Below are 22,649 nucleotides of genomic sequence, written 5' to 3' on the forward strand. Positions count from 1 at the left end.
GCGCCCCCTACGAGGCAGCGCAAAACTAGAGGCTGGCCAACACCGCGCTCGCCGGCTGATAGACCAGGCCATGGGCTTCGGCCACGCTGGCGCAGGTGATCGCGCCGCGGGCCACATTCAGCCCGGCCAGCAGGTGCGGGTCCTCCTCCAGGGCGCGGCGGGGGCCTTTCTCGGCCAGGGCGATCACAAACGGCAGGGTGGCGTTGTTCAGCGCCAGGGTCGAAGTGCGCGCCACCGCGCCGGGCATATTGGCCACGCAGTAATGCACCACCTCGTCGACCACATAGGTGGGGTCGGCATGGGTGGTGGCTTTCGAGGTCTCGGCGCAGCCGCCCTGGTCGATGGCCACGTCCACTAGCACCGCTCCGGGTTGCATCTGCCGAATCATCTCGGCGCTGATCAGCTTGGGTGCGGCGGCCCCGGGTATCAGCACGCCGCCGATCACCAGGTCGGCGGCCAGCACCTGCTCACGCAGTGCGGCGCGGGTCGAATAGAGGGTGGTGATGCGGTTGCCGTACTGGGCGTCCAGACGGCGCAAGGCCTCCATATTCTTGTCCAGCACCCTGACGTCGGCCCCCAGGCCGACCGCCATGGCAAGGGCATTACTACCGACCACCCCGCCGCCGAGTATTACCACCTTGCCCGGCGCGACCCCAGGTACGCCGCCAAGCAGCACGCCCCGGCCGCCACGGGCCTTTTCCAGGCAACCGGCACCGGCCTGGATCGACATGCGCCCGGCCACCTCGGACATCGGGGCCAGCAGCGGCAGGCGACCGTGGCCATCGGTGACCGTCTCGTAGGCGATGCAGAGAGCCCCGCTGGCCATCAGCTCCTCGGTCTGCGCCCGATCCGGGGCCAGGTGCAGGTAGGTAAACAGGCAATGCTCGGGCCGTAGCCGGGCGCGCTCGACCGCCAGAGGCTCCTTGACCTTGACGATCAGCTCGGCTTCGGCAAATACCTCGGCGGCATCCCGGGTGATCTGCGCGCCGGCCTGCTGGTAGTCGTTATCGCTGAAGCCGATGGCCGCCCCGGCCTGGGTTTCGACCCAGACCTGATGCCCCAGGGCAGCCAGTTCGGCCACCGATTGCGGGGTCAGGCCGACGCGATATTCGTGATTCTTGATTTCCTTGGGTACACCAATACGCATAACCACCTCCAGCCAACGAACCTATCTGCAAGTCTAGAAAACCCTCGGCACCAACCGACCTGAATTGACCACGGCTTTCAGGGAATTCAACTGAAAGCCGCCACTTCACAGCAGTTCGGGCGGCAGCGGCAAGGCGCTGGTCGAACGCTTGTGCCGGCAATCTCACTCAGGGTTGGCATAGCGCGCAGCTGCATGGCCCCTGGCGACCAAATTTACCTGACAGCTTCAGCGGGGGCTGCCGTCGTCGCACGGAGTCCGTTAGGCTGCTCGCTATTCCCGCTGAACAAGACTCCAACCCATGCCGTCCCGCCCCCTCAGCCACTCCTTGCGCCGCCTCTGGGCCCTGGACAAGTTCAGCTACAGCCTGCGGGTGTTTATCGCCCTCAGCGGCGCGCTGTTGCTGTGCTGGGCGCAGGGCTGGATGCATGCCCTGATCCCGCTGTTCCTCGGGGTTATCGCCAGCGCCCTGGCCGAGACCGACGACAGTTGGCAGGGCCGCCTGATGGCGCTGCTGGTGACCCTGGGGTGTTTCAGCGCGGCGGCCTATGCGGTGGAATTGCTGTTTCCTCACCCCTGGTTATTCGTCAGTGCCCTGGCCCTGGCTAGCTTTGCCCTGACCATGCTCGGGGCCCTGGGCGAACGTTATGCCACCCTGGGTTCGGCGACCCTGATCCTGGCGGTGTACAGCATGATCGGCGTGGAGCAGCGCGGCGGCAGCGCCGGGCTCTGGCTGGAACCCTTGCTGCTGGTGGCGGGCGCGGCCTGGTACGGCCTGCTGTCGGTGATCTGGAATGCGCTGTTCGCCAACCAGCCGGTGCAGCACAGCCTGGCCCGCCTGTTTCGCGAGCTGGGCCTGTACCTCAAGCTCAAGGCCGCGCTGTTCGAGCCGCTACGCCAGCTGGATGTAGAAGAACGCCGTCTGGCCCTGGCCAGGCAGAACGGCCGGGTGGTGGCCGCGCTCAATGCCTGCAAGGAGGTGATCCTGCACCGGGTCGGCAATGGCCGTCCCGGGCCCAAGGTCAGCCGCTACCTCAAGCTGTATTTCCTCGCCCAGGACCTGCACGAGCGCGCCAGCTCCTCGCACTACCCCTACAACGAACTGGCCGAAGCCTTCTTCCACAGTGATGTGCTGTTCCGCTGTCAGCGTCTGCTGCGCCTGCACGGTCAGGCCTGCCAGCGCCTGGCCCAGGCCATCGAACTGCGCCAACCATTCGAATACCGCACCCTGTGCAGCCAGGCCCTCGACGACCTGCACGACTCCCTGGAACACCTGCGGGTACAGAGCAACCCGGCCTGGCGGCACCTGCTGCGCTCCCTCACGGCCCTGGCCGGCAACCTGCGCAGCCTCGATGAACTGCTGAGCAACGCCAGCAGCCCCGATGCCCTGGCCGAGGAACAGGACAGCAGCCTGCTCGACCGCGAGCCGCAATCGCTCAAGGACGTCTGGGAGCGTCTGCGCCTGCAGCTGACCCCGACCTCGCTGCTGTTCCGCCATGCCCTGCGCCTGTCCTGTGCCCTGACGGTCGGCTACGGCCTGCTGCACTGGATCCACCCGACCCAGGGCTACTGGATTCTGCTGACCACCCTGTTCGTCTGCCAGCCGAACTACGGCGCGACCCGGCTCAAGCTGGTGCAGCGGATCAGCGGCACCGTGCTCGGCCTGCTGCTCGGCTGGGCGCTGTTCGACCTGTTCCCCAACCCGCTGGTGCAGGCCTTGTTCGCGGTGGTGGCCGGGGTGGTGTTCTTCGCCCTACGCAGCAGCCGTTACACCCTGGCCACGGCGGCCATCACCCTGCTGGTACTGTTCTGCTTCAACCAGGTGGGCGACGGCTACGGCCTGTTTATCCCGCGCCTGGTGGACACCCTGCTCGGCAGCCTGATCGCCGGCCTGGCGGTGTTTCTGATCCTTCCGGACTGGCAGGGCCGCCGGCTCAACCGTTTGCTGGCCAATACCCTGAGCTGCAACAGCCGCTACCTGCAGCAGATCATCGCCCAGTACGCCAACGGCAAACGCGATGATCTGGCCTATCGCCTGGCGCGGCGCAACGCGCACAACGCCGATGCCACCCTGTCGACCACCCTGGGCAATATGCTGATGGAGCCCGGACACTTTCGTAAGGAGGCGGATATCGGCTTCCGTTTTCTGGTGCTGTCGCACACCCTCCTGAGTTATCTCTCGGGGCTCGGCGCGCACCGCGGCGAAACCCGCCTGGAAGGCAGCGACAATCCGCTGCGCCTGGGGGCCGATTACCTGGCGGACAGCCTCAATGAAATCGCCCAGTGCCTGAACGAAGGACGCCCGGTGGCGATTCACAGCGATGCGGAAGAACAGCTGGCCAGTCGCCTGGAGCAGCCCGACGACAGCCTGGACGACCAGCAGCGCCTGGTGCAGACCCAGCTGGCGCTGATCTGCCGTCAGCTCGGGCCGCTGCGCACCCTGGCCGCCCACCTGCGCAAGGGCGCGCAGGCCTGAGAGCAGACATTGACTTCGATGGGTATCGCTACGCTCAACGCCATCCTACCCGGGTATCGCGTAACCACCCGAGGGGGCGGTTTTCCGCTACTCTCGCCCCTTCTGCCGAGCCTCAGCCAAGAACATGCCGACCCTAAACAAAACGCAGCTGCTGCATCAGGTTATCGCCCACCTCGAAACTGCCCTGACCCAGGCGCAGCAGGCGGCCCAGACCGCCTACGAAACGGCCACCGATGAAGAAAACATCGCCGAGAACAAGTACGACACCCTGGGCCTGGAGGCTTCCTACCTGGCCACCGGCCAGGCCCGCCGCGCACAGGCCATCCGCCACACCCTGAGCACCTGGAAACAGCTGGTCCTGCGCCCCTTCGACGAAGGCCGGGGCGTCCAGCTCGGTGCCCTGGTCTGGCTGGCCGACGAACACGACAAGCGCCAGTGCCTGTTCCTCGGCCCGGACGGTGCGGCAATAAAACTGCAGCAGGACGGCCACAGCGTGCAGGTTATCGGCCCCCAGGCACCTCTGGGCCGCGCCCTGCTCGGCAAGGGCTGCGGCGACCAGGTGAGCCTGCATATCGCCAGCGGCGTGCAACTGTTCGAGCTTCTGTCGGTCGACTAAAGGTGTTATCACAAGGCCCAGGGAATCATCCCCGTCTTATTTAGGGAGACCAGCATGCAAGCGCCCACCCACAGCCTTTCCGCACTGTTCAAGCAACTCGGCCTGAGAGAGGACTCGACCTCCATCGAGCGCTTTATCAAACAGCATTCGCCGTTGCCGCAAGGCTGCCAACTGGCCGACGCATCCTTCTGGGATAAGGCCCAGGCAGATTTCCTGCGCGAGGAAATCCTCGAGGACGCCGACTGGGCCGAGGTGGTCGACCAGCTCAACCTGCTGCTGCGCGACTAAGCGCCCCGCTCACCGGCGGCCGGTGAGCCTTACCCTAGGAGCCCGCAGTCTGCGCGTTGTGCACCCAGAACCCTCAGCCTGGGCGGTGCGCACGGCGCACCCTACGAAGTGCCGAATTATCGACACCGCAGCCCTAGGGCAGCTCGCGCCAGGTCAGGTAGACGCGCAGGTCGAACTCCAGCTGGTGGTAGCCCGGCAGCATGTATTCGCAGAGTTTGTAGAAAGCCTTGTTGTGTTCGGCCTCCTTCAAGTGCGCCAGTTCGTGCACCACGATCATTTGCAGAAACTCCGGCGCGGCGTCCTTGAACAGGGCGGCGACGCGAATCTCCTTCTTCGCCTTGAGCTTGCCGCCCTGCACCCGGGAGATCGCCGTATGCAGGCCGAGGGCGCGGTGGGTCAGGTCGAGGCGATTGTCATACAGCACCTTGTCGATGGCCGGGGCATTGCGCAGGTGCCCCTGCTTGAGGCCCTGGATATAGGCGTACAGCGCCTTGTCGCTCTGGATGCCATGCGTGCCGCCGTAGGAACGCGCCAGGTAATCGCCCAGGCGTTGCTCGGCGATCAGCTGGCGGATCTTGTCCTGAAGTTCGACGGGGTAGCCTTGCAGGTATTTCAGCGGAGTCATAGCGTGTAGGGGCAAATCCTGGGGGCGCAGAGTATGGCCAATCTAATCGGCCGGCACTACCCGCAGCACCCGCCCCTGGGCATTGTCGGTAAGCAGGTAAAGCGCACCGTCCGGGCCGCTGCGAACATCGCGAATCCGCTCACCCAGCTCTTCGAACAGAACCTCCTCGCCCGCCAGCTTGCCATCCAACATGCGGATGCGCCGCACGCTGCGCTCGGCCAGGGTGGCCACGAACAGATCATCCTGCCACTGCGCAAGCAGCGCACCGCGGTACAGGGTCAGGCCGGAGGGGGCCACCGAAGGCGTCCAATGCAGCAGCGGCTGCTGCAGGCCGGGTAGTTCGCTATAGGGCGAGATCTGCGCGCCGGTGTAATCCACCCCATAGGTGATCAGCGGCCAGCCATAGTTGTGGCCGGGCTCGATCAGGTTCAGCTCGTCGCCGCCGCGGGGGCCGTGCTCGTGGCTGTAGAGGCGCTGCAGGCGGGCATCGTAGTAGATGCCCTGAACATTGCGATGGCCCAGGCTGTAGATCTCCGCTGCCGCCCCGGCCTGCCCGACCAGGGGGTTATCGGCCGGTACGCTGCCATCGCGGTGTAGCCGCACGATCTTGCCCAGATGGTTGGCCGGGTTCTGCGCCTGCTCGCGCCAATCGAAGCCATCGCCCAGGGTCAGCACCAGGGTCTGGTCCGGGAGAAAGGCCATGCGCCCACCATAGTGAGCCGCCCCGGCCTTGGCCGGCAGGGCGCTAAACAGCACCTCGACGTCCTGTAAGCGCCCCTCCACCAGGCGGCCGCGGGCCAGGCGGGTGTTGTTGGCCTGCTCGGTGCCATAGGCGTAGCTCAGATATATCCATTGATTACGGCCGAAGTCAGGGTCGGGCAGCACCTCCATCAGGCCCGCCTGGGCAGCCACGAACGCCTCGGGCACGCCAGCGACCGGCTCGGGGTCGAGGCTGCCGTCCTTGGCGATAATCCGCAGGCGCCCGACGCGCTCGGTCACCAGCATCCGCCCGTCCGGCAAAAAGGCCAGGGACCAGGGGTGCTCGAGGCCGGCGGTGACGGTTTCGATACGGTAATCCTGAGCCAGCGCCAGCGTGCTGGCGGCCAGGGTGCCAAGCAGCACCAGGGTGGTTCTCAACATGGGCAGGACCTTGTCATAGGGAGGCGGAAGGCGTCGGTTGCGCTCGATAACGCACCCGCCGACCGAGCAGACCGAACAGCAGCGCGCCTGCGCTACCGCAGGCCATCAGCCCCAGGGTGCCGAACAGGTTGCGGTCGGCGGCGATCAGCGTCGGCATAGGTGCCAGCGCATTGGCCAGCGCCAGGGCCGTCCAGATCGCCGCGGCACCGGCCAGAACGAAGATCGCCCAGCGCAGGGACGGCAGGCGGCGCGCGCTCCACGCCGCCAGCGGCAGGGCGAAGGCGAAGCCGAAGGCGGCCAGCAGGGCGAAGGTCGGACCGAAGCCGAGCAGGTCCAGGCAGGTGGTACCCAGGCGCACGCCCATCGGCATGGGCGCGCCGAGCGCCTGCAGGGCGGCGAGGTTGCTCTGAGTCTGAAAGATCGAAGCAAGCAGAGTGGCCAGCAACACGGCGAGAACGAAAGCGAGCAACAGGCGTGGCTTGCTGGACATGGGTGGAGATTTCCCGGGAAGACAGAACAGGGAGTATGGCGCAGCCCGCCGACCGTCGTGGCCTGGGTGTTTTACAGGGTTTTACCTGTCGCCCCGGCGGCGTCTATCGCAGCGGCTGCGCCAATTCGCGCGCCATAACCGGCGGCAGGTCAGACGGTTTGGGGCGACGATCCGGCCCGCGCGCCAAAAAGACAAAATATTGGCGTCAAACATACGACGAACGGTGGTAGCCCATTTGGAACTTCTGCCGCTATACAGGTGTCGCGGCGGCAGTCCTGCCTCCCGACAAGGGCAACACCTGCCCCCTTCTAGTTCGCCTGCGTCACCCGCTGGAACGCCAAGTAGCCCTTACTAACTCCTGGATGAGTTGTGCCCTCGACTGACTGAAGCCTCTGCCTTTCAGGAGCATCAAGCATGATCGACCTCGACACGTGGAATCTGAGCATCCCAGTCGGCGTACCCGCCACCACCATCGAAACCCCATTGCTGGTCGGCGGTTACCAGGATCACTATTTCCAGTCCAAGAACGGCGCGATCTTCTTCTGGTCCCCGGTCAACGGCACCACCACCGAAACCGCTAAGTTCCCACGTAGTGAGCTGCGCGAAACTTACCCCGACGGCAGCCTGCGCAACTGGACCTACCCCAGCGCGGATCACTTCCTGCGCGCGGCGCTAAACGTCAGCCAGGTGCCCTCCACCGGCAAACTGGTAATTGGCCAGATCCACGCTTACAAAAGCTCCATGCCACTGCTCAAGCTGGAGTATCAGTACAAGACCTCCTCCGCCAACGGCAATATCGTCGCCAAGGTTCGCCTCACACCCGAGGCACCGATCCAGGTCGTAACCCTGGCCAGCGGCATCGCGCTGAACCAGCGCTTCACCTACGTCCTGCACCTGACGCCGAAGGGAACGCTGGCAATCAACCTCAACGGGGTCAAGTGGAGCACCCGGGTCAACTCAGCCTGGGCGAGCAAACCGCTGTATTTCAAGGCGGGGATCTACCCCCAGGACAACAGCGGCTATGAAACCGAAGCCGGCGCGGCGCGCTTCGACAAACTGAGCATCGAACACCGACCATTGCTCAGCACCGCGCCGTAAGGCGCACCCAGCAGCATAAAAAACGCCGCGCCCCCTGGTGGAGTCGCGGCGTTTTCTTTAGCGCACAGCTTGTCACGCGCTGCGGGCCTGTTCGGCGCGCAGGACGGGTGCCAGAGTTAGTTGACCTTGGCGGCCAGCTCACCCTTGGCATAACGCTGGAACATGCCTTCCAGGGAGATCGGCTTGATCTTCGAGGCGTTGCCGGCGGTGCCGAAGGCTTCGTAACGGGCGATGCAGATGTCGCGCATGGCGGTGACGGTGGCACCGAAGAATTTACGCGGGTCGAACTCGCTCGGGTTGGTGGCCATCAGGCGGCGCATGGCACCGGTGGAGGCCAGGCGCAGGTCGGTGTCGATATTGACCTTGCGCACGCCGTACTTGATGCCTTCGACGATTTCCTCAACCGGCACGCCGTAGGTTTCTTTGATGTCGCCGCCGTACTGGTTGATGATCGCCAGCCACTCTTGCGGAACCGAGCTGGAACCATGCATCACCAGGTGGGTATTGGGGATGCGCTTGTGGATTTCCTTGATGCGGTCGATGGCGAGAATGTCACCGGTGGGCGGCTTGGTGAACTTGTAAGCGCCGTGACTGGTACCGATGGCGATGGCCAGAGCATCGACCTGGGTGCGCTTGACGAAGTCGGCGGCCTCTTCCGGGTCGGTCAGCATTTGGCTGTGATCGAGCACGCCTTCGGCGCCAACGCCGTCTTCTTCACCGGCCATGCCGGTTTCCAGGCTGCCCAGGCAACCCAGCTCACCTTCCACCGACACGCCGCAGGCGTGGGCGAAAGCCACGGTTTGCTGAGTAACGGCGACATTGTAGTCGTAGTCGGCCGGGGTCTTGCCGTCTTCTTTCAGCGAGCCGTCCATCATCACCGAGCTGAAGCCCAGCTGGATCGAGCGCTGGCAGACATCCGGGCTGGTGCCGTGGTCCTGGTGCATGCACACCGGGATATGCGGGAATTCTTCGATGGCCGCCAGGATCAGGTGGCGCAGGAACGGCGCGCCAGCGTATTTACGGGCACCGGCGGAAGCCTGGACGATCACCGGGGAATCGGTCTTGTCGGCCGCTTCCATGATCGCGCGCATCTGCTCGAGGTTATTGACGTTGAAGGCCGGCACGCCGTAGCCGAATTCGGCGGCGTGGTCGAGCATCTGGCGCATGCTGATAAGTGCCATGGTGTTCTTTCTCCCGGTGGGGCTCGTTAATCGTGCAAGCCTGCCGTAGGGGCAGGCGCTATTCAAGTATTCGGTGCGACTCAGGCCTTGGCGCGTTGTTCCAGCACTTCCACGGCCGGCAGCACCTTGCCCTCGACGAACTCGAGGAATGCGCCGCCACCGGTGGAGATATAGCTGATCTGCGCGCCAACGCCGTATTTGTCGATGGCCGCCAGGGTGTCGCCACCACCAGCAATGGAAAACGCCGGGCTTTCGGCGATGGCCTGGGCCAGCACCTTGGTGCCGTTGCCGAACTGGTCGAATTCGAACACGCCAACCGGGCCGTTCCACAGAATGGTCTTCGAGGACTTCAGCAACTCGGCGAACTGCGCAGCGGTTTGCGGGCCGATATCCAGAATCATGTCGTCTTCAGCCACATCGGCCACCAGTTTGACCGTGGCTTCGGCATCTTCAGCGAAGGCCTTGGCGACTACCACGTCGACCGGCAGCGGCACGCTGACCTTGGCCGCGATGGCCTTGGCGGTGTCGACCAGATCGGCTTCATACAGCGATTTGCCCACCGGGAAACCGGCGGCAGCGAGGAAGGTGTTGGCAATGCCGCCGCCGACGATCAGTTGGTCGCAGATCTGGCTCAGGCTATTAAGCACATCGAGCTTGGTCGACACCTTGGAGCCCGCAACAATCGCCGCCATTGGCTTGGCCGGGTTACCCAGGGCCTTGCCCAGGGCGTCCAGCTCAGCAGCCAGCAGCGGGCCGGCGCAGGCAACCTTGGCGAACTTGGCTACGCCATGGGTCGAACCCTCGGCGCGGTGAGCAGTGCCGAAAGCGTCCATAACGAACACGTCGCACAGGGCGGCGTATTGCTGAGCCAGTTCATCAGCGTTCTTTTTCTCGCCCTTGTTGAAGCGCACGTTCTCGAACAGCACGATCTCGCCAGCCTTGAGCTCGACACCGTTCAGGTAATCCGCCACCAGCGGCACGTCGCGGCCTAGGGCCTTGCTCAGGTAATCGGCGACTGGTTTGAGGCTGTTCTCTGCGCTGAATTCACCTTCGGTCGGGCGACCCAGGTGCGAGCAGACCATCACGGCTGCGCCCTTCTCCAGCGCCAGCTTGATGGTCGGCAGGGAGGCGAGGATGCGCGCGTCGCTCTTCACCACGCCGTCTTTTACCGGCACGTTGAGGTCTTCGCGGATCAGCACGCGCTTACCGGCGAGGTCGAGGTCGGTCATCTTCAGAACGGTCATTAAATCAGTCCTTCACGGCAGCAGGAGTAGTCAGGGAAAGAAAGTGTTCGGCAACATCAAGCATGCGATTGGCAAAGCCCCACTCGTTATCGAACCAGGCCAGCAGGTTGACTAGGCGCGGGCCAGAGACCCGGGTCTGACTACCGTCGACAATCGCCGAATGCGGGTCATGGTTGAAATCGCAGCTGGCGTGGGGCAGTTCGGTGTAGGCCAGCAGGCCTTTTAGCGGGCCGCTCTCGGCCGCCTGACGCAACACCGCGTTGATTTCGGCCGCCGACGTATCGCGGGCGGTCTGCAGGGTGATATCCAGGCACGAGACGTTTACCGTCGGCACGCGAATAGCTTTGGCCTGAATGCGCCCGCTTAGTTCCGGCAACAGGCGTTCGATACCGCGGGCCAGACCAGTGGACACCGGAATCACCGACTGGAAGGCCGAGCGCGTACGGCGCAGGTCTTCGTGGTGATAGGCGTCGATCACCGGCTGATCGTTCATCGCCGAGTGGATGGTGGTGATCGACACGTAGTCGATGCCCACCGTCTCATTGAGCAATTTGAGCAGCGGTACACCGCAGTTGGTGGTGCAGGAGGCGTTCGACACCAGCAGCTCGCGGCCGCTCAGGCAATCCTGATTGACCCCGTAGACCACCGTGGCGTCGATATCCGCCTCGCTGGCCATCGGTTGTGACAACAGCAGCCGTGGCGCGCCGGCATCGATAAAGCGCTGGGCATCGGCGCGGCTGGTGTATTGGCCGGAGCATTCGAGCAGCAGGTCGATATCCAGCGCAGCCCAGTCAACGCCTTCCGGCGTCGCCTGGCGCAGCACCTGCACGCAGTCGCCATTGATATGCAGGCAATCGCCGTCGACCTTTACCTCGCCGGGAAAACGCCCGTGGGTGGAGTCGAAGCGAGTCAGGTATTCGATGCTGGCCTGGTCGGCCAGATCATTCAGCGCGACGATTTCCAGGCTCGCCCCGGCACCGCGCTCATGCAGCGCACGCAGCACGCAGCGGCCGATACGGCCGTAACCATTGAGGGCGATTCGATAAGGGCGCTTGGTTTTTGGCATGTTTGGCACGAGTGCAGTCAACCTGTAGGAGCGAGCTTGCTCGCGATCAATGTTTGAGCATCGCGAGCAAGCTCGCTCCTAGCAAGGTTTTCAGGCGTCCAACAATTCGGCGGCGGTTTCCAGGATGTTTTCGACGGTGAAGCCGAATTCCTCGAACAGCGCCGGAGCCGGGGCGGACTCACCGAAGGTGGTCATACCGATGATGCGGCCTTCCAGACCGACGTACTTGTACCAGTAGTCGGCATGCGAGGCCTCGATGGCGATCCGCGAGCCCACTTGCACCGGCAGCACGGCCTGCTTGTAGCCGGCGTCCTGCTGGTCGAACACGCTGGTGGACGGCATCGAGACCACACGCACCTGGCGGCCCTCAGCGGTCAACTTGTCGTAAGCCGCTACGGCCAGGCCGATTTCCGAACCGGTGGCGATCAGGATCAGTTCCGGCTCGCCAGCACAGTCCTTGAGTACGTAACCGCCGCGAGCCACATCGGCCAGCTGCTGGGCATCACGCGACTGGTGCGGCAGGTTCTGCCGGCTGAACACCAGGGCGCTCGGGCCGTCGTTGCGCTCGATGGCGTATTTCCAGGCCACCGCCGACTCCACGGCGTCGCATGGGCGCCAGGTGTCGAGGTTCGGCGTGCCACGCAGGCTGGCCAACTGCTCGATCGGCTGGTGAGTCGGGCCGTCTTCACCGAGACCGATGGAGTCGTGGGTGAACACATAGAGCACGCGCTTTTTCATCAGGGCGGACATGCGCACCGCATTGCGCGCGTATTCCATAAAGATCAGGAAGGTCGCGCCGTACGGCACAAAGCCGCCATGCAGGGCCACGCCGTTCATGATCGCGCTCATGCCGAACTCGCGCACGCCGTAGAACATATAATTGCCGGAAGCATCTTCGGCCGATACGCCCTTGCAGCCTTTCCACAGGGTCAGGTTGGAGCCGGCGAGGTCCGCCGAACCACCGAGGAATTCCGGCAGCAGCGGGCCGAAAGCGTTCAGCGCGTTCTGGCTGGCTTTGCGGCTGGCGATGGTTTCGCCCTTCTCGGCGACTTCCTGGATATAGGCGGCGGCTTTGGCAGCGAAATCGGCTGGCAGCTCACCGGCGACGCGGCGCTTGAACTCGCTGGCAAGCGTGGGGTAAGCGGCGGCGTAGGCAGCGAAGCGCTGATCCCACTCGGCTTCGGCGGCGGCACCAGCGGCCTTGGCGTCCCACTCGGCGTAGATATCGGCGGGGATTTCGAACGGGCCATGGTTCCAGCCCAGGGTGGCGCGGGTCAGGGCGATTTCGTCATTGCCCAGCGGCGCGCCGTGGCAGTCTTCCTTGCCCTGCTTGTTCGGCGAACCGAAGCCGATGGTGGTCTTGCAGCAGATCAGAGTCGGCTGGTCGCTGCTCTTGCGCGCAGTGTCGATGGCGATCTTGAGTTCTTCGGCGTCGTGGCCGTCGACATTGCGGATCACCTGCCAGCCGTAGGCCTCGAAGCGCTTCGGCGTGTCATCGGTGAACCAGCCGTGGACTTCGCCGTCGATGGAGATGCCGTTGTCGTCATAAAACGCCACCAGCTTGCCCAGACCCAGGGTGCCGGCCAGGGAGCAGACTTCATGGCTGATGCCTTCCATCATGCAACCGTCGCCAAGGAAGGCGTAGGTGAAGTGGTCGACGATGGTGTGGCCGTCGCGGTTGAACTGCGCGCCCAGCACCTTCTCCGCCAGGGCGAAACCCACGGCGTTGGCGATGCCCTGGCCGAGCGGGCCAGTGGTGGTCTCAACGCCCGGGGTGTAGCCATATTCCGGGTGGCCCGGGGTGCGGCTGTGCAGTTGGCGGAAGTTTTTCAGGTCTTCGATGCCCAGGTCATAGCCGGTGAGGTGCAGCAGCGAGTAGATCAGCATCGAGCCGTGGCCGTTGGACAGCACGAAGCGGTCGCGGTCGGCGAAGCTCGGGTTGCTCGGGTTGTGCTTGAGGTAGTCGCGCCACAGGACTTCGGCGATATCCGCCATGCCCATCGGGGCTCCGGGGTGGCCGCTGTTGGCTTTCTGCACGGCATCCATGCTCAGGGCACGAATGGCATTGGCTCGCTCACGACGGCTGGGCATCACTGAATCTCCTACGGGCTGCTTTGGCAACTGGGGGTCGAAAAAGGCGGCCATTTTCGCCCAGCGGGGCCCACCGGGGCAATGACAGATAGTCGCAGAGCCAAGGTTTTCTGGCCTTTGGCCCAGCAATACCAATATCAAAACTTTTTGATATTGGTATTGCTGGATGAAAAATGACCGACTAGACTGCCCAGCCTATGAATATGCGCGCCACCCTTCCGACCTTCGAGCCCGTCGATGCCCTCGCCGCCCTGTGCAAGGCCGGCGGCGATTCGCTGCGCCTGAATGTGCTGCGCGCCCTGAGCAACGACTCCTTCGGCGTGCTGGAGCTGGCGCAGATTTTTGCCATCGGCCAATCCGGCATCAGCCATCACCTCAAGGTGCTGGCCCAGGCCGGCCTGGTGGCCACGCGGCGCGAAGGCAATGCGATTTTCTACCGCCGCGCCCTGGCCCATAACGAACAACTCGGCGGCAGCCTGCACGCGGCCCTGCTCGAAGAAGTCGACCGCCTGCCTCTGCCCGCCGAAGTGCGCGGGCGGATTGCCGAGGTGCACAGCCAGCGCGCCGCCGCCAGCCAGGACTTCTTCGCCCGCAGCGCGGCCAGCTTCCAGGCCCAGCAGGACCTGATCGCCGGCCTGCCGCAGTACCGCGACAGCCTCCTCAGCCTGCTCGACTCGCTGAACTTTGCAGCGAGCGCCACGGCCCTGGAAATCGGCCCCGGCGACGGCGGTTTTCTGCCCGAACTGGCCAAGCGCTTCAGCCACGTCACAGCCCTGGATAACAGCCCGGCGATGCTCGAACTGACCCGCCAGCGCTGCGAGCAGGACGGTCTGGGCAATGTTGAGTTACACCTGGCCGACGCCCTACATGATGACTATCCAGCCGCCGACTGCCTGGTGCTGAATATGGTGCTGCACCATTTCGCCGCACCGGCCGAGGCGCTGAAGCAGCTGGCCCGGCGGGTCAAACCAGGCGGCAGCCTGCTGATCACCGATTTATGCAGCCACAACCAGAGCTGGGCCAAACAGGCCTGCGGCGATCTGTGGCTGGGCTTCGAACAGGACGACCTGGCCCGCTGGGCCACGGCCTCCGGCCTCACGCCGAGCGAGAGCCTGTATGTCGGCCTGCGCAACGGCTTCCAGATTCAGGTCCGGCACTTTGCCAACCTCCATGAAAACAGCGGCCTGAGGGCCACCGTCAGCGGTACACAATAGGAAAACCGATCGATGAGCGAATACTCCCTCTTTACCTCCGAGTCCGTCTCCGAAGGCCATCCGGACAAGATTGCCGACCAGATCTCCGATGCGGTGCTGGACGCCATCATCGCCCAGGACAAGCACGCCCGCGTGGCCTGCGAAACCCTGGTCAAGACCGGTGTGGCGATCGTCGCCGGCGAAGTCACCACCAGCGCCTGGGTCGACCTGGAAGACCTGGTGCGCAAGGTCATCTGCGATATCGGCTACACCAGCTCCGATGTCGGCTTCGACGGCAATACCTGCGGCATCATCAACATCATTGGCAAGCAGTCCCCGGACATCAACCAGGGTGTCGACCGCGCCAAGCCGGAAGATCAGGGCGCTGGCGACCAGGGCCTGATGTTTGGCTACGCCAGCAACGAAACCGACGTGCTGATGCCCGCACCGATCCGCTTTTCCCACGCTTTGGTCGAGCGCCAGGCCGAAGCGCGCAAGTCCGGCCTGTTGCCGTGGCTGCGCCCGGATGCGAAATCCCAGGTCACCTGCCAGTACGAAAACGGCAAGGTGGTGGGCATCGACGCCGTGGTGCTGTCCACCCAGCACAGCCCGGACGTATCGCTTGCCGACCTGCGTGAAGGCGTGATGGAGCTGATCATCAAGCACGCACTGCCAGCCGAACTGCTGCACAAGGACACCCAGTTCCATATCAACCCGACCGGCAACTTCGTGATCGGCGGCCCGGTGGGCGACTGCGGCCTGACTGGTCGCAAGATCATCGTCGACAGCTACGGCGGCATGGCCCGTCACGGCGGCGGCGCGTTCTCCGGCAAGGATCCATCCAAGGTTGACCGTTCGGCCGCCTACGCCGGTCGTTACGTAGCCAAAAATATCGTTGCCGCCGGCCTGGCCGAGCGTTGCGAAATCCAGGTGTCCTACGCCATCGGCGTGGCCCAGCCGACCTCGATCTCGATCAACACCTTCGGCACCCACAAGATCGCCGAAGACAAGATCATCAAGCTGGTGCGCGAGGTGTTCGACCTGCGCCCGTACGCCATCACCAAGATGCTCGACCTGCTGCACCCGATGTACCAGGAAACCGCGGCTTACGGCCACTTCGGCCGCACCCCGGAGCAGAAGACTGTCGGCGACGACACCTTCACCACCTTCACCTGGGAAAAGACCGACAAGGTCGCCGACCTGCGCGCCGCCGCTGGCCTGTAAGCCCTACTCGGCTGCAGAAAAAACCCGCTACGGCGGGTTTTTTATTGCTCTCGATTATCGCTTTATCGCCCTAGGGCGTCGGCGTAAACCAGTAAGCCGCCTTGTCGAAGGGATGGTTGGAGGAGAGATGAGGATTGGCAATCATCAGCATGCGCCGGCGATCCAGGCCCAGCTGCTCGATGGTGGCGGCGTACTCTTCGGCGAACAGGCGATCCAGGGTGCCGTCGGCCATCAGCGTATGCATGCCTTCCTCGACACGCCGGGCGCGTATCCGGCCCTCGTCGGTGCGGGCAAACCAGAAGTACACTGGCAACGGGTAATACAGCAGCAATTCGCTCTCGATGGCCATCTGCGGGTACTTCTTGCGCCAATGCGCCAGCTCGCCGCTCACTTCGCTCACGCCACGGCCGAAGGCATCGAAGCGCCGCAGCATCAGCATATGGAACAAGCCTTCATAGCTGCTGCCGGTAACCACCGGTAATCCGGCCACCTGATACACCGCCACATCAGACCACTCACGCTGCTGACCAAAACGCAGCTGGCGCAACTGCTCAAGCGACTGTACGCCGGCAAAGCGCGGCTGATCGGCGGCCTGGATCAGGAACACCCTATAACCGAGCAAGCCCTTGTCGACCGGTATCTTTACCGGCAGCAGGGCTTCTTCCAGCGTTTGCGTGGCATCCAGCACCAGGGTATTGAGGCCGACCTGCGGGCGCTGCATGTCGATCACCTGCAACTTCTCGCTCATCGGTCGGCCGGGCTCAAGCCGATAATCGCCGTATTTGCTCCGGGTAACCTCCAGCGCCGCACGCAGTACACGCCAGTGATAGGCATAACGCTGGTCACCCTCGGTCTCCGGTGCGTTGTGGACAAAACGCCACTGCGGCGCAATATCATCGGTCGCATGCAGCGCACCCAGCGGCGCAAGGCCTGCGACAAGCAAACACAGGCAAACACGGCCCAACCGAGGCAAACCCATTGGCATAACGGCCACCACTCACACAAGCGCCAAAACTGACTCATTAAGCATAGCTGCTACGCTGAGTAAACCGCTTCCGAGCAAGGACGCTCCGCATGAAAGCCGCCACTGCGCTGCTATTTATTACCGCCCTGACCCTCGACGCCTGGGCCACCCCCTGCCCGGACTGGCAGGGGCAACGCGCCGAGCTGGAAATTGCCGCACTGAGCCAGCAACTGGCCGCCTGGGACGACGCCTACCATCGCCACGGCGAATCACCGGTGGCGGACGAACTCTATGACCAGGCCAGCGCCAACCTGCAGCGCTGGCGTGCCTGCTTTCCCGAAGTAACAGTCGCCCCTACCGATCCACTGCGCACCAGCAGCGGCCGCCATCATCACCCCACCGTCCATACCGGCCTGCGCAAACTGGCCGATAGCGCCGCAGTGACAACCTGGGTCGCCAACCGCGAGGACGTGTGGATTCAGCCCAAGGTCGATGGCGTTGCCGTCAGCCTGATCTATCGCGACGGCCACCTGCAGCAGCTGATCAGCCGGGGCGATGGCCGCAGCGGTCAGGACTGGAGCGCCCACGCCCGCCACCTGCCGGCGCTTCCCGCACAACTGCCCAAGCCGCTTAGCCTGGTGTTGCAGGGCGAGTTGTACTGGCACCTGCCGGCGCATACCCAGCGCAAGTCCGGCAGCCTTGGCGCGCGCAGCAAGGTCGCCGGGCTGATGAACAAGCAAACGCTGACCACCGAGGAAGCCGCCGGTATTGGCCTGTTTGTCTGGGATTGGCCCGATGGCCCGGCACTGATGCCCCAGCGTTTGCAGCAGCTGGCGGAGTTGGGATTTGCCGACAGCCAGCGCTTCAGCCAGCCGATCCGCAGCCTCGAACAAGCCGCTAATTGGCGCGAGCGCTGGTACAACAGCGCCCTGCCCTTCGCCACCGATGGCGTGGTCCTGCGTCAGGGTCAGCGCCCGGCAGCGGCGCGCTGGCAAGCCGAGCCGCCACACTGGGCCGTGGCCTGGAAATACCCGGCGAGCCAGGCCTTGGCCGTGGTGCAAGCGGTGGATTTTCGCATCGGCCGCAGCGGGCGTATCACCCCGGTGCTGCGCGTGCAGCCGGTAAAGCTGGATGACCGACGCATCGAATATGTCAGCGCCGGCTCGCTGCAACGCTGGCAAACCCTGGATATTCGCCCGGGCGATCAGGTGGTGATCCGCCTCTCCGGCCTGACCATCCCCGCGCTGGACAACGTGCTCTGGCGCACCCAGCAACGCGCCGCAATGCAAGTGCCTGACGCGGCGGCCTACCACCCGTTGAGCTGCTGGCGCGCCACCCCGGCCTGCGCCAGCCAGTTCCGCGCGCGCCTGGCTTGGCTTAGCAGTAAACAGGGCCTGGCGTTGCCGGGCGTAGGCCCCGGCACCTGGGAAAAACTATTGCATGCGCAACAACTCGACAGCCTGCTCGACTGGCTGCACCTCTCAAGCGAGCAGCTCAGTAGCGTGCCAGGTCTCGGCCCGCGCAGCTCAGCCGCGCTGCAGCAGAGTTTTCGCCTGGCCCGCGAACGGCCCATGCAGGACTGGCTGCGCGCCCTCGGCCTACCGGGCCATGGCAATCTGGCGCTGGACGCCGACTGGGACAGCCTGGCGCAACGCAGCCTAGCCGACTGGCAACGCCAAGCCGGCATCGGTCCACAGCGGGCGGCGCAATTGCGGGCCTTCTTTCAACACCCGGAAGTGCAAGCCTTGCGCGCACAACTGCGCGAGGCGCAGATAGCGGGGTTCTGAGCGATCGTCAGAACGCGCGAAACTCTTCATGACAGGCCTTGCAGCTGTCCTCGACCCGTTGCATCGGCGCGGTCAGCGCTTCGGGCGTTAGCGGTTGTGCGGCGGTGGCGACAACCAGCGCTGCGGTGCTGGCTTCCATCGCCTGGGCCAGTTCCTGAAACCGCGCCTGACGCTGCCAGACGTCATCCTTGGCGCGGCTTTCATCGTCCTCTTCGCGCACTTGGGGGAAGTGCTGCCAGGGCGTGCGGGTCAATTGATCAAGCTCGGCAGCGCCATCGACAAAGGCTTGCGCCTTGAATGCAATCCGCCCGCGCAGCATGCCGCCGAGGTCTTCGCTGACCTTGAGCATCTGCTTGAAGATGGTCTGGCGCTGGCCTTGCGGCGAATTGGGGTCGACACCGCCGCAGCCACTTAGGGCCAGCGCCAGCACAACGAGGGACAGGGTTTTAAACTTCATAACACCTTCAGAGCCAACAACCGGGTGGATAACGGGCGACAGTATCGTCACCCGCTACCCTGCGGCCAAGCGTGTTGTTTTGCCGCAGAGAACAAAACCCGCGCCCGCGCTCGCCAGCCAGGTTAAGCCGAGACGACGAACAGGCTGATAATCAGACCCATATTGACGAACCACACCAGCGAACGCACCGTCGCCCAGTCGGCCAGGTAGCAGAGGAAATAGAGGATACGGCTGACGACAAAGGCCATCGCCAGTTGATCGATCAGCGACTGCTCGGCCCCGCCGGCCAGGTGGGCGATGATCACCGCAGCGGAAAACGCTGGAGTAACTTCGAAGCTGTTGAGCTGGGCATTGTTGGCGCGCCGGCCAAAGCCACTGAGGTTATCCAGTAACGCCCGCGGATCGTGGTTGTGCCGCGGGCTGAAGCCGCCGCTGACAGCCTTGGCGGTGGCAGTGGACAGGTAAGGCAGAAACAGCGCGATCAACACACACCAGTAGGCAACAGTCATGGCAACTCCCTAGGTTTGGACACAGAAGCCGAAGCTTGGCCTGCAACCTTAGCTTGAGTCCATGACTGTCGCCGGCAATGCGGCGGCGATTCAGCCAATCATGCCGCCAGTTTTCCCTTGGCCAGCGCCGCGCTGGCCGCAAGCATGGCGCGCAGCAGCACTGCACAACCGGCGGCGAGATCCGTCGGCGCAGCATTCTCGATCTCGTTGTGGCTGATGCCGCCTTCGCACGGCACGAAGATCATTCCGGCCGGGCCCAGCTCGGCAAGAAAGATCGCGTCATGTCCCGCGCCGCTGACAATATCCATATGCGACAACCCGAGCCCAGCCGCCGCGCTACGCACGGCCTCGACGCAGCCCTGATCGAAATACAGGGGCGGGAAATCCGCCGTCGGCGTCAGTTCGAAACTCAGGCCGTGCTTGGCGCAGGTCGCCTCGATCACCCCACGCACCTCGGCAATCATCGAATCCAGCCGCGCCGGCTCCAGGTGACGGAAGTCCAGGGTCATACGCACCTCGCCCGGAATCACATTGCGCGAGCCGGGATAAGCCTGCAGACAACCGACCGTGCCGCAGGCATGCGGCTGGTGCTCCAGCGCCACCCGATTGACTGCGGCGACCACGGCCGACGCGCCGACCAGCGCATCCTTGCGCAGGTGCATCGGCGTTGGCCCGGCATGGGCCTCGACGCCCTTGAGATTCAGATCGAACCACTTCTGCCCGAGTGCGCCGAGCACCACGCCAATGGTCTTGCCCTGGTCTTCGAGGATCGGCCCTTGTTCGATATGCGCCTCGAAATAGGCCCCCACCGCATGACCGGTCACCGTGCGAGTGCCGGCGTAGCCGATGGCGTTCAGAGCCTCACCGACGCTGACACCCTCGGCGTCACGCTTGGCCAGGGTTTCCTCCAGAGTGAATTTCTCGGCAAATACCCCGGAGCCCATCATGCAGGGGGCAAACCGCGAGCCTTCCTCGTTGGTCCACACCACCACTTCCAGCGGCGCTTCGGTCTGCACACCCAGGTCATTGAGGGTACGCAGCACCTCGACGCCGGCCAGCACGCCGAAGCAGCCGTCGAACTTGCCGCCGGTGGGCTGGGTATCGATATGGCTGCCGGTCATCACCGGTGGCAGCGCGGCGTTACGGCCGGGGCGACGGGCGAAGATATTGCCGACGCCATCGACGGTCACGGTGCAGCCGGCCTCCTCGCACCAGCGCACAAACAGGTCGCGGGCCTGGCGGTCGAGGTCGGTCAGGGCCAGGCGGCAGACCCCGCCTTTGACGGTGGCCCCGAGCTGCGCCAGCTCCATCAGCGATTGCCACAGGCGCTCGCTGTTGATATGCGGCTGGCTGGATTGCAGGACGTCAACGGCAGTGTTCATAGTGATCTCCTTGTGCCTTTCTGATTTTCCGTTAGCGCTGGGTGCGCCTGCTCAATCGTTTCGCGGGCAAGCCCGCTCCTACAAAGGCAATGTGCATCTGTAGAGGCGGCCGGGCGGCGTTCCGATTGCCCGCGATGCTGTTGCCTTAAACCGGCGCCTTGGCCGCCACAGGCTGCGCGCTACGTAGGCTGCACAGCCCGAAGTAGATCAGCCCGCCCAAGAAGGAGCCGGTAAACCAGCCGTAGTCGTAGAACCAGCTAAAGGCGCTGCTGCCCAGTGACATCAGGGTCAATGCCACGGGTACGGCAAAGGCGACAAAACCGATCCAGTTCCACGCTGGGTAGACGTCGTCTCGGTACAGGCCGGCCAGGTCGAGGCGCTGTTTCTTGATCAGGAAATAGTCCACCACCATGATCCCGGCGATCGGCCCCAGCAGGCTGGAGTAACCCAGCAGCCAGTTGGAATAGACGCTTTCCAGGCTCAGGTCGGAGACCAGCAGGCCGAGCTTCTTCAGCAGTTCGTGACCCATCAGGCCGAGACCGATCAGGCCGGTGAGGATCACCGCCTTGGTGCGGTTGATCAGCTTGGGCGCGATGTTCTGGAAGTCGTTGGTGGGCGAGACGATATTCGCCGCGGTGTTGGTCGACAGCGTGGCAACGATGATCAGCGCCATGGCCAGGGCGACCCAGCCGGGGCTCTGGATATGGCCGATCAGGCTGACCGGATCAGACACCGTCTGTCCCACCAGGGAGGCCGAAGCGGCGGTCATCACCACGCCGAGAGCGGCGAACAGGAACATGGTCAGCGGCAGACCGATGACCTGGCCGATGATCTGGTCCCTCTGACTTTTCGCATAGCGGCTGAAGTCGGGAATGTTCAGCGACAGGGTGGCCCAGAAACCGACCATGGCAGTCAGGCCGGCGAGGAAGTAACCGGTCACGCTGGCACCCTCGGGACGATTGGCCGGCTGCGCCAGCAGTTCGCTCATCGACACATTAGGCAGCGCCCACATCAGCAGGCCGGCACCGACCAGCACCAGCAGCGGTGCGGAAAGGGTTTCCAGCCACTTGATCGACTCGGCACCGCGCAGCACCACCCACAGGTTGAGCACCCAGAAAATCATAAAGCCGATCACCTCACCGGTGCCGCCCAGGCTCTTCCAGCCCTCGAAGATCGAGCCTAGCAGCAGGTGAATGGCCAGGCCGCCGAACATGGTCTGAATACCAAACCAGCCGCAAGCGACCACGGCGCGAATCAGACAGGGCACGTTGGAGCCGATCACCCCGAATGAGGAGCGCAGCAACACCGGAAAGGGAATGCCGTACTTGGTGCCAGGAAAGGCGTTCAGCGTCAGCGGAATCAGCACGATGATATTGGCCAGCAGAATCGCCAGCAGCGCCTCGCCGACAGACAGGCCGAAGTAGGCGGTGAGTACGCCGCCCAGGGTGTAGGTCGGCACGCAGATCGACATACCGACCCACAGCGCGGTGATATGCCACTTGTTCCAGGTGCGCTCGTGCACCTTGGTCGGGGCGATGTCGTGGTTATAGCGCGGGCTGTCGAGTACGTCGGGGCCAGCGGCCAGTTCGTACAAGCCATCGCGTTCGGTCACTTGTGATCTGCTCTGTTGCATGGGCCTCTCCAGTCATTGTTCTGATTATTCGCTCATCGGGC

20 protein-coding genes are annotated in these 22,649 nt (G+C 64.1%); 7 read left to right on the top strand and 13 right to left on the bottom strand.

Annotated elements, in window-relative coordinates:
* Positions 1-25: 25 nt before the first annotated feature.
* Positions 26-1,147 (bottom strand): alanine dehydrogenase, encoded by a 1,122-nt coding sequence (ald, locus tag VMP31_RS02045; RefSeq protein WP_325503554.1) that lies wholly within the window; start codon positions 1,145-1,147, stop codon positions 26-28.
* 298 nt (positions 1,148-1,445) lie between these two features.
* Here ald and yccS point away from each other — a divergent pair, with 298 nt between their 5' ends.
* The 3 genes from yccS to VMP31_RS02060 all read left to right on the top strand — a co-directional run bounded on the left by yccS (position 1,446) and on the right by VMP31_RS02060 (position 4,524).
* Entirely contained in the window at positions 1,446-3,620 is a 2,175-nt protein-coding gene (yccS, locus tag VMP31_RS02050; protein ID WP_325503556.1) for a YccS family putative transporter, read from the top strand.
* 124 nt (positions 3,621-3,744) lie between these two features.
* Positions 3,745-4,236, top strand: a complete 492-nt coding sequence (locus VMP31_RS02055) for a GreA/GreB family elongation factor (RefSeq protein ID WP_325503558.1) — start codon at positions 3,745-3,747, stop codon at positions 4,234-4,236.
* A 54-nt stretch (positions 4,237-4,290) separates the two neighbouring features.
* Positions 4,291-4,524: a DUF2789 domain-containing protein gene (locus VMP31_RS02060; RefSeq protein ID WP_325503560.1), complete on the top strand. Its 234-nt coding sequence runs from the start codon at positions 4,291-4,293 to the stop codon at positions 4,522-4,524.
* 133 nt (positions 4,525-4,657) lie between these two features.
* Here VMP31_RS02060 and VMP31_RS02065 read toward each other — a convergent pair whose 3' ends face one another.
* The 3 genes from VMP31_RS02065 to VMP31_RS02075 are packed head-to-tail and all read right to left on the bottom strand — an operon-like array spanning position 4,658 to position 6,779.
* Positions 4,658-5,149, bottom strand: a complete 492-nt coding sequence (locus tag VMP31_RS02065) for a M48 family metallopeptidase (RefSeq protein ID WP_325503562.1) — start codon at positions 5,147-5,149, stop codon at positions 4,658-4,660.
* A gap of 42 nt (positions 5,150-5,191) precedes the next feature.
* Entirely contained in the window at positions 5,192-6,289 is a 1,098-nt protein-coding gene (locus VMP31_RS02070) for a PQQ-dependent sugar dehydrogenase (protein WP_325503564.1), read from the bottom strand.
* 13 nt (positions 6,290-6,302) lie between these two features.
* On the bottom strand, positions 6,303-6,779 hold the full coding sequence (locus VMP31_RS02075; protein WP_325503566.1) for a hypothetical protein: 477 nt from the start codon (positions 6,777-6,779) through the stop codon (positions 6,303-6,305).
* A gap of 414 nt (positions 6,780-7,193) precedes the next feature.
* On the opposite strand from VMP31_RS02075, the gene VMP31_RS02080 reads away from it, so the two are divergent.
* Positions 7,194-7,877: a polysaccharide lyase family 7 protein gene (locus VMP31_RS02080; protein WP_325503568.1), complete on the top strand. Its 684-nt coding sequence runs from the start codon at positions 7,194-7,196 to the stop codon at positions 7,875-7,877.
* Between the two features lie 116 nt (positions 7,878-7,993).
* On the opposite strand, the gene fba is transcribed toward VMP31_RS02080, so the two are convergent.
* The 4 genes from fba to tkt all read right to left on the bottom strand — a co-directional run bounded on the left by fba (position 7,994) and on the right by tkt (position 13,459).
* A complete protein-coding gene (gene fba / locus VMP31_RS02085) occupies positions 7,994-9,058 on the bottom strand; it encodes a class II fructose-bisphosphate aldolase (RefSeq protein WP_296222065.1) in 1,065 nt (354 codons plus the stop codon).
* 80 nt (positions 9,059-9,138) lie between these two features.
* Complete coding sequence (locus tag VMP31_RS02090; RefSeq protein WP_325503572.1) at positions 9,139-10,302, bottom strand: phosphoglycerate kinase; 1,164 nt, start codon at positions 10,300-10,302, stop codon at positions 9,139-9,141.
* 4 nt (positions 10,303-10,306) lie between these two features.
* Entirely contained in the window at positions 10,307-11,368 is a 1,062-nt protein-coding gene (gene epd, locus VMP31_RS02095; RefSeq protein ID WP_325503574.1) for an erythrose-4-phosphate dehydrogenase, read from the bottom strand.
* 90 nt (positions 11,369-11,458) lie between these two features.
* Entirely contained in the window at positions 11,459-13,459 is a 2,001-nt protein-coding gene (tkt, locus tag VMP31_RS02100) for a transketolase (protein WP_325503576.1), read from the bottom strand.
* Between the two features lie 197 nt (positions 13,460-13,656).
* On the opposite strand from tkt, the gene VMP31_RS02105 reads away from it, so the two are divergent.
* Together VMP31_RS02105 and metK are read left to right on the top strand one after the other, a co-directional pair.
* Positions 13,657-14,673, top strand: coding sequence for an ArsR/SmtB family transcription factor (locus tag VMP31_RS02105; protein ID WP_414705418.1), 1,017 nt, complete (start codon positions 13,657-13,659; stop codon positions 14,671-14,673).
* Positions 14,674-14,685: 12 nt separating this feature from the next.
* The gene (metK, locus tag VMP31_RS02110) at positions 14,686-15,876 is read left to right on the top strand and encodes a methionine adenosyltransferase (protein ID WP_325503580.1); all 1,191 of its coding nucleotides are present in this window, start codon (positions 14,686-14,688) and stop codon (positions 15,874-15,876) included.
* A 70-nt stretch (positions 15,877-15,946) separates the two neighbouring features.
* On the opposite strand, the gene VMP31_RS02115 is transcribed toward metK, so the two are convergent.
* On the bottom strand, positions 15,947-16,861 hold the full coding sequence (locus VMP31_RS02115) for a hypothetical protein (RefSeq protein WP_325503581.1): 915 nt from the start codon (positions 16,859-16,861) through the stop codon (positions 15,947-15,949).
* Positions 16,862-16,950: 89 nt separating this feature from the next.
* On the opposite strand from VMP31_RS02115, the gene ligB reads away from it, so the two are divergent.
* Positions 16,951-18,627, top strand: a complete 1,677-nt coding sequence (ligB, locus tag VMP31_RS02120; protein ID WP_325503583.1) for an NAD-dependent DNA ligase LigB — start codon at positions 16,951-16,953, stop codon at positions 18,625-18,627.
* 7 nt (positions 18,628-18,634) lie between these two features.
* Here the strand turns inward: ligB and VMP31_RS02125 are convergent, their stop codons facing one another.
* The 4 genes from VMP31_RS02125 to VMP31_RS02140 form a co-directional block, all read right to left on the bottom strand.
* Positions 18,635-19,084 (bottom strand): cytochrome c, encoded by a 450-nt coding sequence (locus VMP31_RS02125; protein WP_325503585.1) that lies wholly within the window; start codon positions 19,082-19,084, stop codon positions 18,635-18,637.
* Between the two features lie 122 nt (positions 19,085-19,206).
* Complete coding sequence (locus tag VMP31_RS02130; protein ID WP_325503587.1) at positions 19,207-19,593, bottom strand: MAPEG family protein; 387 nt, start codon at positions 19,591-19,593, stop codon at positions 19,207-19,209.
* 98 nt (positions 19,594-19,691) lie between these two features.
* Complete coding sequence (locus tag VMP31_RS02135; RefSeq protein WP_325503589.1) at positions 19,692-20,975, bottom strand: Zn-dependent hydrolase; 1,284 nt, start codon at positions 20,973-20,975, stop codon at positions 19,692-19,694.
* Positions 20,976-21,120: 145 nt separating this feature from the next.
* Positions 21,121-22,608, bottom strand: coding sequence for an NCS1 family nucleobase:cation symporter-1 (locus VMP31_RS02140; RefSeq protein WP_325503591.1), 1,488 nt, complete (start codon positions 22,606-22,608; stop codon positions 21,121-21,123).
* Between the last annotated feature and the right edge of the window lie 41 nt (positions 22,609-22,649).

The sequence above is a fragment of the Pseudomonas sp. genome, from assembly GCF_035512415.1.
In the GTDB taxonomy this organism is placed as follows: Bacteria; Pseudomonadota; Gammaproteobacteria; order Pseudomonadales; family Pseudomonadaceae; genus Aquipseudomonas.